Source organism: Streptomyces sp. NPDC006207, assembly GCF_040613835.1.
In the GTDB taxonomy this organism is placed as follows: domain Bacteria; phylum Actinomycetota; class Actinomycetes; order Streptomycetales; family Streptomycetaceae; genus Actinacidiphila.
Genome location: NZ_JBEXSX010000059.1, coordinates 1 through 12,787 on the forward strand (window position 1 = coordinate 1; position 12,787 = coordinate 12,787).

Annotated in this window: 10 protein-coding genes; 4 read left to right on the plus strand and 6 right to left on the minus strand. The window is 72.0% G+C overall.

The window, feature by feature from the left end:
• Positions 1-170 precede the first annotated feature (170 nt).
• Entirely contained in the window at positions 171-1,430 is a 1,260-nt protein-coding gene (locus tag ABZ312_RS34440; RefSeq protein WP_500439439.1) for an IS110 family RNA-guided transposase, read from the minus strand.
• A 329-nt stretch (positions 1,431-1,759) separates the two neighbouring features.
• Here ABZ312_RS34440 and ABZ312_RS34445 point away from each other — a divergent pair, with 329 nt between their 5' ends.
• Positions 1,760-2,314 carry an FHA domain-containing protein gene (locus tag ABZ312_RS34445; RefSeq protein ID WP_499514617.1) on the plus strand — a complete coding sequence of 185 codons (555 nt, stop codon included), beginning with the start codon at positions 1,760-1,762 and terminating at the stop codon, positions 2,312-2,314.
• Between the two features lie 28 nt (positions 2,315-2,342).
• On the opposite strand, the gene ABZ312_RS34450 is transcribed toward ABZ312_RS34445, so the two are convergent.
• The 5 genes from ABZ312_RS34450 to glgX all read right to left on the minus strand — a co-directional run bounded on the left by ABZ312_RS34450 (position 2,343) and on the right by glgX (position 8,898).
• Positions 2,343-2,879, minus strand: coding sequence for a hypothetical protein (locus ABZ312_RS34450; RefSeq protein ID WP_500439440.1), 537 nt, complete (start codon positions 2,877-2,879; stop codon positions 2,343-2,345).
• Between the two features lie 44 nt (positions 2,880-2,923).
• A complete protein-coding gene (locus tag ABZ312_RS34455) occupies positions 2,924-3,406 on the minus strand; it encodes a VOC family protein (protein WP_500321787.1) in 483 nt (160 codons plus the stop codon).
• A gap of 76 nt (positions 3,407-3,482) precedes the next feature.
• Positions 3,483-3,854: a hypothetical protein gene (locus tag ABZ312_RS34460; protein ID WP_500439441.1), complete on the minus strand. Its 372-nt coding sequence runs from the start codon at positions 3,852-3,854 to the stop codon at positions 3,483-3,485.
• 475 nt (positions 3,855-4,329) lie between these two features.
• A complete protein-coding gene (gene treY, locus ABZ312_RS34465; RefSeq protein ID WP_500321786.1) occupies positions 4,330-6,726 on the minus strand; it encodes a malto-oligosyltrehalose synthase in 2,397 nt (798 codons plus the stop codon).
• Positions 6,727-6,777: 51 nt separating this feature from the next.
• Positions 6,778-8,898 (minus strand): glycogen debranching protein GlgX, encoded by a 2,121-nt coding sequence (gene glgX / locus ABZ312_RS34470; protein ID WP_500358450.1) that lies wholly within the window; start codon positions 8,896-8,898, stop codon positions 6,778-6,780.
• A gap of 343 nt (positions 8,899-9,241) precedes the next feature.
• Here glgX and ABZ312_RS34475 point away from each other — a divergent pair, with 343 nt between their 5' ends.
• From ABZ312_RS34475 to ABZ312_RS34485, 3 genes are all read left to right on the plus strand, one after another.
• A complete protein-coding gene (locus ABZ312_RS34475; RefSeq protein WP_500321784.1) occupies positions 9,242-9,973 on the plus strand; it encodes a Tat pathway signal sequence domain protein in 732 nt (243 codons plus the stop codon).
• A gap of 19 nt (positions 9,974-9,992) precedes the next feature.
• On the plus strand, positions 9,993-11,285 hold the full coding sequence (locus ABZ312_RS34480; RefSeq protein WP_500321783.1) for a copper amine oxidase: 1,293 nt from the start codon (positions 9,993-9,995) through the stop codon (positions 11,283-11,285).
• Between the two features lie 124 nt (positions 11,286-11,409).
• Complete coding sequence (locus ABZ312_RS34485; RefSeq protein ID WP_499514625.1) at positions 11,410-12,657, plus strand: SAV2148 family HEPN domain-containing protein; 1,248 nt, start codon at positions 11,410-11,412, stop codon at positions 12,655-12,657.
• The last annotated feature ends 130 nt before the right edge of the window (positions 12,658-12,787 follow it).

Below are 12,787 nucleotides of genomic sequence, written 5' to 3' on the forward strand. Positions count from 1 at the left end.
GCCGTGATCCGCCTGGTCGGCGCGGTCCTAGCCGAGCAGAACGACGAGTGGACCGAGGCCCGCCGCTACATGGGCCGCGACCTGCTGGCCAAAGCGACCCCGGCTTGTGGCAACGTCATCCGTTCCCCAGCCGCTGCGCTACTGACACGAAAAGTTCAGAGTGTGTGAGGTCAGACTGCTGAGATGGGTTCAAAGCGGAGGGTTAGGCCGAGGCTGTTGGCTTCCTTGACCATGCGGCGCATGGCTCGTTCGGGGTTGCGCTTGGTGAAGTAGTCGGCGCCCAGTTCGCGGTAGGGAGCCTGGTCGTGGAGCACGTGCCAGATCGCGATGGCGAGCTTGTGCATGACGGCGACCAGGGCGCGTTTCGCGCCGGGGCGGGAGGCGACGCGGCGGTAGAACACGGCGAGGTAGGAGTCCTTGTTGCGGACTGCTGCCATGGCGGCGACTCCGAGCAGTCGCTTGAGGTTGGTGTTGCCGTGCCGGGTGCGCCCGGAGCGGTTCACGCCAGCGGACTCGCTCTGCCCCGGGCAGACCCCGATCCAGGAGGCGAGGTGGTGGGCGGTGGCGAACTGGGTCATGTCCCCGCCGGTCTCGGCGATGACGATCTCGGCCGCGAGGCGGCTGATGCCGGGGATGGTGTCCAGCAGGTCGAGGTCGCGCTCTTGGGCGGCCAGCAGTTCGGCGATCCGCACGTCGAACATCGCGACCGTCGCATTGAGGTGGTCGATCTGGTCGAGGTAGTGGCGGACCATGAACGCGTGGTGGGGCGTGAAGTCTCCGTCCAGGGCCTCGACCAGTTGTGGAATCTTGGTGCGGGCCTGGCGGACGGTGAGGTCAGCCAGCCGCTCCGGGTCGCGCTCGCCGGCGACCAGGGCTTCGAGGATCGCCCGGCCCGAGACGCCCACAACGTTCGACAGGACCGAGGTCAGCTTGAAGCCGGTGTCCTCCAGCTCCTTCTCCAGCCGCTGGGCCTCCGCGCCCGCCCGGACGACTTCGGTCCGACGGCGGGTCAGATCCCGCAGTTCCCGGACGGTGCGGGGCGGAACGAAGGAGCCCATCACCATGCCCGAGGCCCCCGCGCGGGCCAGGAACGCCGCGTCGCTCGGATCGGTCTTGCGGCCCCGGATGCCCTTCAGGTGGGAGGGGTTGACCAGCATCAGGTTCAGGTGCGGCTGCAGCAGGTAGTAGACGCTGCGCCAGTAGTCCGAGGTCGCTTCCATCACCACGACCTCGACCCGGCGTTCGACCAGCCAGGCCAGCAGGCGACGGATCTCGGCCTGGGTGGTGCCGAACCGTTCGGTCTCCAGGCTCCACCGGCCCGCATGCGTGGTGCTGGGGGTGCGCACGCAGGCGAGCAGGAACCGCTTGCCCAGGTCCACCCCTGCCGACCGCAGATGGATGATCTCGTCCTTCACGTCCAGCCGGGCCATGACCGGCTCCCTCCCACGCAGTGACACATGAACGCGACGGGTGGCCCGGAGGGGTCAACGGGACGGAACGGAGACTGACACACGTGCTCCGGGCGCCGGACGGCGGCCCTGGCACAAACCGTGGTTCCCTCAGCGACCCCCAAAACCATCCTGACTTACGAGCTCACCGGCATCGAAGTAGCACCGGTCTGGCCGGGACACCCAGGCCCATTTTCCCAGCCACGGGGTGATCAGTCAGTGACTCTGGGTTCCTGACTTGCACTGACAGCCGCGTCGCACGGGCCGCACCTTCTGGACACCCCGGCCTCCGCGGCCCGACAATCACGCAGGTGAGCTATGAGTTCCCCACGCACCCGGCGCGTCCCACGGACGCCGAACGCGAGCGCGCCATCGAGGTACTCCGTGAGGGGGCCGTCGACGGGCGGCTGTCGCACGACACCTTCGTGCGCCGCATGGGACTCGCGCTCAAGGCGCGCCACTCCGACGAGTTGGCCGCCCTCGTCGCCGACCTGCCGCCCGCACAGGGACGTTGGGCCCGGCTGACCGGTTCGATCGTCCGCGCCGTCACCAAGACGTCGGCCTTCCGCGCCCGTATGCGGCAGGCCTGGGCCGTCCAGCAGCTGCCGCCCCTGCTGCTGCCCGCCCCCGGGCCCTTCCCGGTGCGGATCGGCCGGGACCTGTCGTGCACCTTCCGGCTCAGCCACTCCTCGACGTCCCGTTTCCACGCCGAGCTCAGCCACGAGGGCGGGCTGTGGGTCCTGCGCGACCTCGGTTCGATGAACGGCACGTGGGTCAACGGCCACCGCGTCATGGGTGCCGCGGCCGTCCGCCCCGGTGACCAGGTCACCTTCGGCGCGATGAGCTTCCGCCTCACCACCGCCTGAGGCCGCGCCGGCTTCGGGCTTCCGGGCCTCAGGGCCGGAACAGCGGCTCGTACGGCTCGTGATCGTCGTCGTCCACGTACGGCAGGAAGTCCGGCGCCGTGCGCGCAGCCGTCGCCTGCAGCCGGGCGACGACCTCCTCGACCGGAGGGAGCGTCAGCCCGAGGGCCGCAGCCACCTCTTCGCGCTGCCGGTCCAGGTCCGGGTGGTCCTCGCGCACCTCGGCCTCCAGCTCCTCCAGGGGGAGTCCCGAGTCCACCTCCCGCCACCACATCGGGCAGGACATGATCAGCTCGACCGCTTCCGCCAGGTCCTCGCCGATCAGCGCCGCCTGCCCCTCGGAGTCCGCGTACACCACGGGCCGCCCGGCGTCGCCGGGCTCACCGCAGAGGAAGAACGTGCCGCCGGCGCCGTCGCCGGCTATGGGGCGCATCACGAGGCCCGAGGGCAGGCGCACGTCCTCGACCGGGTCGCGGCGGGTGATGTCGAAGTCACCGGGCCAGGCGAGGTGCTGTGCCGCGACCGGGTCGTTCTCGATGCGGATGAGCAGGGCTTCCGAGGCGTCCATGGCAGGACGTTAACAGCGGGGTCCGACAGTGAGGCCCGCGTCGCTCAGGCGGTGCGGGACCGGAGCAGCGGCTCGCGGCCGCCCGCGAGGCGCAGGACCTGCCCGCGGCACGGCGGCGGCCCCTCGTCGGCGGTCGCGAAGCGCAACTCGTGGCCGTCCGGGTCGTGCAGCTGCGCCAGGAGCCAGCCGCGGGCGGTGCGGACGACGGCGCCGCGCGGCTCGCCGAGCGCGTCCAGACGGGCGGCCAGCGCCTCCAGCGCGGGGAGGTCGGGGACGCCCAGCGAGAACCACGCGAAGCCCGCGGAGGCGGCGGCGAGGGCGGGGTCGTGGCGCAGGCACAGCACGGGTCCGCCGCCGGGGTGGGCCATGGCGATGCCGGCGAAGGCGCCGCCCTCCGTGAACTCCGCGATCCGGTGGTGGCCCAGCACCCGTTCGTACCACGCCTCCGAACGGGCCGGATCGCCGACGGGCAGCGTGACGTGGTGCACCCCGGCGAGACGCGGGATGAAGGGAATATCGGTATACATGCCGCATACCGTACAGCGCGCCCGGTCGTGCGACTCGGGGTCAGCAACGGCGTGCCGCACGGCGGTTGACGGCCCGTCAGTGGCTAGCGGCCGTGCCGCCGGGGTCGACGACGACGTCGTAGGCCGGCGTGGTCAGCGAGTGCAGGGGCGAGTCGAGCTTCTCCGTGCGCAGGATGCAGGTGCCCGGCGTCAGGTCGGCGATCGGCTGGTACCGGCCCGTGAACCAGGGCTCCGTCCCCGTCCAGTAGCCGGACCCCAGGCTGTGCTTGAGGACCCACCCGCCGGGCAGGACGACGGCCGGGTACACCGGTCCCAGCGCGTCCTGGGTGAGGGCGAACGACGGTCCGGCGTGCGCGTCCGCGCCGGGCGCGGCGGGCAGGGTGAACGAGAAGTACCGGACGTTGAAGGGCGAGCCCGGGGTCAGCGGCGCGCAGCCCTCGGCGACCACGGGACCGTCGACGACGCCGAGCTGCAGCGGGTCGGTGAAGGTGCCGCTGCCTGGCAGGGCGTCGCAGCTCGTCGCCCGGGGCCGCCCGCCGGCGCCCCGTCCGGGTCGACGGACGGACCGGCGCCGTCGGAGGGGGTTCCGGCCGGCGTGCCGTCCTCGGTGACCACCGCGTCGGACGGCTCCACGGCGGACGGCGACGGCGCGGTGCTCTCCGGGACGGGCGGGGTGCCGTCCGGAGCGTTCACGGAGGATCCCGTCGACGGTGGTTCCGCGGCAGCCGTGCGGACGGGGGCGGACCCGCCGCCGCAGCCGCCCGCCAGCAGCACGGCGGCGAGCGCCGGCACGCACTTCCGGAGCATGGACGTCCCTTCCCCCGCGCCGCCGGGGGGTGCCCCGACGGCGCTCAATGGGCGGGACATTACCAGCTTTCGTGCTCCGTATCCGTCTGTACCGGAAATCTCCCGCCCCCGGGACCTCACTCGTCGACGTCACGCACCAGCAGGCCCACCGGGAGGCGGTCCAGCAGCTCCGCCAGCGGCACCACGGCCTGGAACGGACGGCCCGTCAGCACCTCCGTCCAGGCCCCCTCCGGCAGCACCAGCTCCGTTCCGCGCCAGCCCCCGGCGTGCGCGAGCCGCCGGGACAGCCGGGTGACGACCGTGAGCGCCCGCCCGCCGCGGACGAAGGCCACGCAGTGCTCCCCGGCCGGGCCGCGCGCGTACAGCGGCTCGTACGAGGCCTCCGGGCCGGTGAACCACTGCGGGCGGGCCCGGCGCAGGCGCAGCGCGAACTCGGTCACCCGCCGCTTCTCGCTCGGGTCGCCCTCCGCGGTGCCCGGGTCGTACGGGTGGCGGTTGGCGGGGTCGACGAGCAGCAACTGCCGTTCCTCGTCGCCCTGGTAGACGTCGGGCACGCCCGGCATCGTCAGGTGCGCCAGGTGCGCGCCGAGGACGTTGACGCGTTCGGGCCCGCGCAGGGCGCGGTCGATGCGCCCGGTGGCGAAGGCGGCCGGTCCGCCGACCAGTTCACGGACGAAGCCGGTCAGCTCCTGCTCGTACTCCGGACGCTGGTCGGTCCACGAGGTGCGCAGGCCCGCCTCGCGCTCCGACTTGAGCATGGTGGCGGTCACCGGCTCCGCGGCACCGGGGTCACAGAAGACCGCCGCGTACTGCCAGGCCTGGTACTCCGCATGACGCGCCGGGAGCGGTACCCCGCGGTGCTCCAGGTACTCCCGCAGGTCCGCCGAGACCTCGCCCAGCCAGCCGGACCACTCGCCGGGCAGCTCGCTCAGCGCGGCGAGCCGGGCGCGGACGTCGGCGCTGCGCTTGGTGTCGTGGGTGGAGCGCACCGTCCCGGTCAGCGGCCAGTCGCGCCGCAGCCGCTCGCAGAAGGCGTGGAAGTCCTCGGGCGAGGTGGCGGGACGGTCCGGCTCGCGGCCGACCTCGTTGAGGCTGAGCAGGGGGTGGTAGCGGTAGAAGGCGGTGTCCTCGGCGGACTTGGCGCGCAGCGCCGAACAGACCTGGGCGAAGCGCACCACGAAGTCCGCGGCGGCCTCCCCGCCGCCCGGGTGCCGGCCCAGGGCCAGGTCGCACACCGTCCCGGCCGCCGGGTGCCCGGCGGCACCGGCCGCGGCCTCCAGCAGGGCGGTGTCCTCCGCGTCCGCGGGCTCGCCGGGGACGACGTACGGGCGGTAGCGCGGCAGCCGGACGAGCGTCGCCTCGATCGCCTCGCGCAGTGCGGCGGGCTCCAGCCCGGTGGCGCGGACCGCGGAGCGGGTCAGCCGGTCCACCTCCGCGGCCAGGTCGTGCGTGACGATGCGTTCGGCGGCGGCCCGTACGGTCGGCTGCCACTCGCCGCCCGCGTCGGCGGGGGCGGCGGTGAACGCGCGGTAGAAGCGGGTGATCTCCTCGACGCCCGCCGGGTCGGTGAACAGCCCGTCGAGGCGGTCCAGGGCGTCGTAGCCGGTCGTGCCGGAGCAGGCCCAGTCGGCCGGCAGCCGTTCGTCGCCGGTGAGGATCTTCTCCACGACCGTCCAGCGGCCGCCGGAGGCGTCCGCCAGCCGCCGCAGGTAGCCGGCGGGGTCGGCGAGGCCGTCCGGGTGGTCGATGCGCAGTCCGTCGGCGACACCTTCGTCCAGCAGGCGCAGCAAGGTGGCGTGGGTGGCGGCGAAGACCTCGTCGTCCTCGACGCGGACCGCGATGAGCTCGGAGATGGTGAAGAAGCGCCGGTAGTTCAGCTCGGTGCGGGCCTGCCGCCACCAGGCGAGCCGGTACCACTGGGCGTCGACCAGCGCGCGCAGCGGCAGCTCCTCGGTGCCGGGGCGCAGCGGGAAGGCGTGGTCGTGGTAGCGCAGCACCCGCTCGCCGGCGGCGCGGTCGCGTTCGACGCGCAGGTCGGGCAGTACTTCCTCCAGCGGGCCGCCCAGAACCGGCAGCAGCAGCCGGTCGCCCTGCGCCGCCCAGTCGACGTCGAACCAGCGCGCGTACGGGGACCGCGGCCCGTCCCGCAGCACCTCCCACAGCGGCCGGGCCAGATGCTCGGGCGCCGGCACCGCCATGTGGTTGGGGACCACGTCCAGGACGAGCCCGAGGCCGTGCGCCCGGGCGGTGCGTGCCAGCGCGCGCAGCCCCTTCTCGCCGCCGAGTTCCTCGCGCACCCGGGTGTGGTCGACGACGTCGTAGCCGTGCGTGGAGCCGGGCACGGCCTGCAGCACGGGGGAGAGGTGCAGGTGGGAGACGCCGAGCGCCGCCAGATGGGGGACGACGGCCTCGGCCGCGGCGAAGGGGAAGTCGGGCTGGAGCTGGAGCCGGTAGGTGGCGCTCGGCACGGAGGGGACGACAGCGGTCGGCGGGGTCGCGGCGCTTTCTGTCATGGTGGACTGACTACCCCGCCGACCGGTGCGCCCATCACATCGGGCGGCCGGTTACGCCGGGCGCTGCAGGACCATCATGCTGCGGTCGGCCAGCCGCAGCCGGTCGCCCTGGGTCACCTTGCGCCCCGAGCCGGGGGGCACGCCCTCCGGCCGCTGGGTGTCCACGACCACCTGCCACTCCTTGCCGTGGTTCACCGGGACCACGAAGTCCAGCGGTTCGTACCAGGCGTTGAACATCAGCAGGAAGGAGTCGTCGCCGATCCGTTCCCCGCGGTCGCCGGGCTCGGAGATCGCGCTGCCGTTGAGGAAGACCACCAGGGCGTTGGCCTGGGTCTCCTGCCAGTCGTCCTGGGCCATCTCCTCACCCTCAGGGGTGAACCAGGCGATGTCCGAGAGGTCGTCGTGCGTGCCCTCGACCGGCCGCCCGTGGAAGAAGCGGCGGCGGCGGAAGACGGGGTGGTCGCGGCGGAGCCAGACCATCTGGCGGGTGAAGTCGTGCAGCCGCTCGGTGTCCGCGTCGCCCTCCTTGGGCCACGGTACCCAGGCCAGCTCGTTGTCCTGGCAGTAGGCGTTGTTGTTGCCCTGCTGGGTGCGGCCGAACTCGTCGCCGTGGGCGAGCATCGGCACCCCCTGGGAGAGCATCAGGGTGGCGATGAAGTTGCGCATCTGGCGCTCGCGCAGGGCGAGCACGTCCTCGTCCTCGGTCTCGCCCTCGGCGCCGCAGTTCCACGAGCGGTTGTGGCTCTCGCCGTCCCGGTTGTTCTCCCCGTTGGCCTCGTTGTGCTTGTCGTTGTACGACACCAGGTCGCGCAGGGTGAAGCCGTCGTGGCAGGTCACGAAGTTGATGGAGGCGAGCGGCCGGCGGCCGTCGTCCTGGTAGAGGTCGGAGGAACCGGTCAGCCGGGAGCCGAACTCGGCCAGCGTGGCCGGTTCGCCGCGCCACAGGTCGCGCACCGTGTCGCGGAACTTGCCGTTCCACTCCGTCCACAGCGGCGGGAAGTTGCCCACCTGGTAGCCGCCCTCGCCGACGTCCCAGGGCTCGGCGATCAGCTTCACCTGGCTGACCACCGGGTCCTGCTGCACGAGGTCGAAGAACGAGGACAGCCGGTCCACCTCGTGGAACTGCCGGGCGAGGGTCGCCGCGAGGTCGAAGCGGAAGCCGTCGACGTGCATCTCGGTGACCCAGTAGCGCAGTGAGTCCATGATCATCTGCAGCACGTGGGGGCTGCGCATCAGCAGCGAGTTCCCGGTGCCGGTGGTGTCCGTGTAGTAGCGCGGGTCGTCGGCCAGCCGGTAGTACGAGGCGTTGTCGATGCCCCGGAAGCACAGCGTCGGCCCCAGGTGGCTGCCCTCGGCCGTGTGGTTGTAGACCACGTCGAGGATCACCTCGATGCCCGCCCGGTGCAGCTCGCGCACGGCCGTCTTGAACTCCAGCACCTGCTGGCCGCGGTCGCCCATCGAGGCGTAGGCGTTGTGCGGGGCGAAGAAGCCGATCGTGTTGTAGCCCCAGTAGTTGCGCATCCCCGCGTCCACCAGCCGGTGGTCGTGGACGAACTGGTGGACCGGCATCAGCTCCAGCGTCGTGACGCCCAGCTCCGTCAGGTGCGAGATCACCGCGGGGTGGGCGAGCGCGGCGTAGGTGCCGCGGATCTCCTCCGGGAGCTCCGGGTGGAGCATCGTCAGGCCCTTGACGTGCGCCTCGTAGATGACCGTGCGGTGGTAGTCGATGCGGGGGCTGCGGTCCTCGGCCCAGTCGAAGTACGGGTTCACCACCACCGAGGTCATGGTGTGGGGCGCCGAGTCCAGGTCGTTGCGGGACTCGGGCTCCCCGAAGCGGTAGCCGTACACCGCCTCGTCCCAGTCGATCGTCCCGCTTATCGCCTTCGCGTACGGGTCCAGCAGCAGCTTCGCGGAGTTGCAGCGGTGGCCCCGGGTCGGCTCGTGGGGGCCGTGGACCCGGAAGCCGTAGCGCTGACCGGGCATGATGCCCGGGAGGTACGCGTGGCGGACGAAGGCGTCCGCCTCCCGCAGCTCGACGGCGGTCTCCGAGCCGTCGTCGTGCAGCAGACACAGCTCGATCCGTTCCGCGGTCTCCGAGAAGACCGCGAAGTTGGTGCCGGCGCCGTCGTACGTGGCGCCGAGGGGATATGCCTGACCCGGCCAGACCTGCATGTCGTCGACTCTTCCACTTGTCCGCCGGGCGCCGGTAGGCCGCACCCCGGCCACTTCGGTGCCGAAAAGGGCATCGTCACGCAATTGGGCCCCTCCGGGCGTGGAATCGCCAAGATCTTCCCCGTTACGGGTGTCCCAATTCCCCTGCCTGCCGCAAGAATCCACCGTCCCGGGGCAACCTGTGCCGTCGAGGTCCCGTCGATAAGAGTGACAGTACGACACAGGGGAGATCTAAGTGACAGATCAGGGGGAAAGCCGCTCCTTACCGCGAAAGGGAGGGGCCGGGCGCGGTCTCAGGCGCGCCCTGTGGGGTGGCGGCGTCGCCGTCGCCGCCACCACGGTGATGATCGCCGTCACCCTGCCGCGTGACGCCGCCGGCGACGACCACTCCACGACGGGCGGCCCCGCCGCCGCGTCGGGAGCGCCGGGGCAGCAGGACGCGGGCAGCGGTGGGGTGATCGAGGACGACGCGCCCCAGGGTGGACAGCAGACCGGTCGCGGGCCTCTGACCAAGGCCGAGGTCGACCGGGCGAAGTCCATAGCCCTGCAGCGCGACGCGCTGCGCAGCGCGCAGGACGTGGACGGGGAGCGTGGACCGGAGTACCTCGACACCGACCTCGCCGAACCGGCCGACGCCACGCAGGCGTCCGCGGACCAGGCCCGCCGGGTCGAGGTGCTCTTCTACGACTACGGGCACGACCGGCTCGTGAAGAAGACCGTCAACCTCACCGCCGGCACCGTCGAGCACACCGACACCGCCACCGGCATGCAGCCGCCGCCCTCGAACGACGAGACCCGGGAGGCCGCGGAACTGCTCATCCGGGACGCCCTCGGCAAGGGCCTCCGCGCCGACTTCACGGCCGCCACCAAGGGCCGGGAGCTCACCTCGCCCGACCAGCTGCGGCTGCGCGGCATCTCGTTCAACACCGCCGAGCAGTCCGCCCCGGCCGGTTTGGCCAAGTGTGGCGAGCACCGGTGCGTACGGCTGTTCACACAGGTGAAGGACGGGCCGTGGATCGATACGACCCATCTGGTCGTCGACCTCAGCGATCGCACCGTCGGCCGAATCCACTAAGAGCGGAGACCCAGCAACCATGCGCACCACCAACGTGCGCCGGGCCATCGGTACGGCCTCGGCGCTCCTGCTCCTGCCCGCGCTCTTCGCGGGCTCCACGGCCGGCGAGGCCGGCGCGGCCCCCCGGGCCGGCACCGCGGCCGCGGTGGACTGCGGCACCGCCACCGCCATCACCAAGGCCCTGCCGAACGGCACCAGCTGGAGCATGTGCTGGCGCATCAGCGGAACCAAGGGCCTGGTCCTGGAGAAGATCGCGTACAAGCCGAAGAGGGAACCGCAGCCGCTCAAGGTGCTGACCTCGGCCACGCTCGCGCAGGTCAACGTCCCGTACGACTCGGGGCTGACCGAGTACAACGATCTGTCCGACATCGGCTTCGGCAACACCGCGGTCGACATCGGCCCCGAGGAGTGCCCCGGCGGGACGATCAGCTCCGCCTACGTCCCGCAGCAGCAGCGGAACGTCAAGGCGCTGTGCACCACCACCGCCCCGCACGGCTACGCCTACCGCAGCGACGTGTACGACGACCAGGGCAACTCCACGAAGTACACCAAGCAGGGCAGCGACCTGGTGGTCTTCTCCGTCTCCCAGCTCGGCTGGTACGAGTACGTCACCCAGTGGAACTTCTCCGACGACGGCACCATCACTGCCAAGATGGGCGCCACCGGTGACCTGTCGCCCGGCGACTACAGCGGAGAGGGCACCGGCTGGCCCATCGGCACCGGCGACCACGACCACTCCACCAGCCACTACCACTCGGTCTTCTGGCGGCTGAACTTCGGCCTGGACGGCTCCACGCAGGCCAAGGTCGAGCAGTTCGACACCAAGAAGGCCGGCCAGGGCTCCGGCTCCGCCGTCCTGAAGACCACCAGGACCCCGGTCACCAAGGAGCTGGCCGCCTCCTCCGCGCTGCGCCGCTGGTGGCGCGTGGTCTCCACGGCCGGCAAGAACGCCGACCGGCATCCGCGTTCCTGGGAGCTGGTCCAGCAGCACTCCGACCACTACGACGCCCACGCCTACACCTCGAAGGACGTGTACTTCACCCAGTACCGCGCCTGCGAGCAGCTGGCCAGCGGGAACAGCGACCCGGCCTGCAACGGGCGGGGGACCTCGGTGGACAAGTGGGCGGACGGGGAGGCCCTCAAGCACCCGGTGGTGTGGGTCAACGTCGGGTTCCACCACGTCCCGCGCGACGAGGACCAGAGCCCCATGCCGATCCACTGGCAGGGGTTCCAGCTCGCGCCACGCGACGTGACGGCCATGAGCCCGCTCACACCGGACGAGCTCTCGGGCCACAACGGGCAGGGACACTGAGCGTCCCGCCGCGCCGGACCCGGTAAGCATGTGGTGAAGTAGCGTCGTTACGGCTGCACCGCCTCCCGCCCCGCAGTACCCTTCCTTGATCGTGGACGGGGGCGGGAAGGCGGGTGCAGTCGTGATGTCGGGAGGTCTGGTGCTCCCCGGTGGTGGTGATCAGGGGGACCCGGGCGGCGGCATCGGCGAGGGAACCACCGGCACCACCTCCCTGGCACTGCCGTTGGAGATCGGAGCGGAACTGGACTGGGGCGCCGACGAGTGGTCCGAGGTGCGTACCCGCGCCCGGCGCGCCGGACGGGCCTACGTGTGGCTCAACCTCGTCGAACAGCGCCTGCGCGCCGTCGTCAACGCCGTGCTGCGCCCGATCTACGAACCCGTGCACGGCGACGAGTGGGTGGTCGCGGCCGCCGGCCCGGCCGGCCACGAGTGGGTGCAGCGGGCCGCCGCCGTGCGCGAGGTCAGCCGCCGCAAGGGGTTCCTGCTCGACCCGGCCGACGACAACATCCTCAGCTTTCTGACGCTGCCGCAGCTGCGTGAACTCGTCGTCCAGCACTGGCCGTGCTTCGAGCCGTACCTTGACGACCGCCGGGAACTCGAACTCGCCCTGGACGAGCTGGAGGTGGCCCGGCACGTCGTCTCCCGCAACCGTGCCCTGTCCCGCACCGTGCTGGACCAGGCCGAGCGGGCCGCCGCCCGGCTGCTGGACATGCTCGGCTCCGGACCCGGCTACCCCTCCGCCGAGCGGCTGCCGGTGGACGCCGTAGAAGAGCTCGTGGCCGACCGCTACGCCGACGTCGTCGGCGTCTACCCCGACCGGGTGCGGCTGCAGCGCCAGCTGCCCGCCGAGGACCTGTTCGGGGGCGCGCGACGCCTCGACGCCGTGGGCATCGGCCTCAACCTGCTGGTGCAGAACTACTCGGGCAAGCGGCTGGTGCGGCTGGCGGAGTCCGGCTGCCGGGTGCGGCTGCTCTTCCTCAACCCGGCGAGCAGCGCCGTCCGCCGCCGTGAACGCGAACTCGGCCTCGGCCGCGGCGAGCTCAGCCGCTCCGTGGAGATGAACATCATGCACATGCGGCGGGTCCGGGCCCGGCTGCGGGACACCGCCGCGTTCGAGATCCGGGTCTTCGACGAGACCCCGCGCTTCACCGCCTACCTCGTGGACGGCGACACCTCGGACGGCATCGCGGTCGTCCAGCCCTACCTGCGCAAGGCCCGCGGCATGGAGGCGCCGGTCCTCATCCTGCGCGGCGGGCCGCGGGAACTCGTGCAGATCAGGGCCGGCGAGGCCCCCGAGGCCGAGCACGGGCTGTTCGAGATCTACCGCGAGGAGTTCGAGGGCGTCTGGGCCGACTCCCGGCCGGTCTCCTGACGGCCCGGCGGCCGCCGCGGCCGGACCTCCCCCGCAGCCCGGCCGCAGGAGTGTCAGTGGCGCGCGGGATGATGGAGCGGCACACGGGGGAACTGCGGGAAGGACATACGCCACATGGGCATGGGACGAC

What these genes read in the sequence shown, in the direction of transcription:
- glgX (WP_500358450.1), bottom strand. Translation starts at nt 8,898, where the DNA reads ATGCAGGTCTGGCCGGGTCAGGCATATCCCCTCGGCGCCACGTACGAC.
- ABZ312_RS34455 (WP_500321787.1), bottom strand. Translation starts at nt 3,406, where the DNA reads ATGTATACCGATATTCCCTTCATCCCGCGTCTCGCCGGGGTGCACCAC.
- ABZ312_RS34475 (WP_500321784.1), top strand. Translation starts at nt 9,242, where the DNA reads ATGATCGCCGTCACCCTGCCGCGTGACGCCGCCGGCGACGACCACTCC.
- ABZ312_RS34440 (WP_500439439.1), bottom strand. Translation starts at nt 1,430, where the DNA reads ATGGCCCGGCTGGACGTGAAGGACGAGATCATCCATCTGCGGTCGGCA.
- ABZ312_RS34485 (WP_499514625.1), top strand. Translation starts at nt 11,410, where the DNA reads ATGTCGGGAGGTCTGGTGCTCCCCGGTGGTGGTGATCAGGGGGACCCG.
- treY (WP_500321786.1), bottom strand. Translation starts at nt 6,726, where the DNA reads ATGACAGAAAGCGCCGCGACCCCGCCGACCGCTGTCGTCCCCTCCGTG.
- ABZ312_RS34480 (WP_500321783.1), top strand. Translation starts at nt 9,993, where the DNA reads ATGCGCACCACCAACGTGCGCCGGGCCATCGGTACGGCCTCGGCGCTC.
- ABZ312_RS34450 (WP_500439440.1), bottom strand. Translation starts at nt 2,879, where the DNA reads ATGGACGCCTCGGAAGCCCTGCTCATCCGCATCGAGAACGACCCGGTC.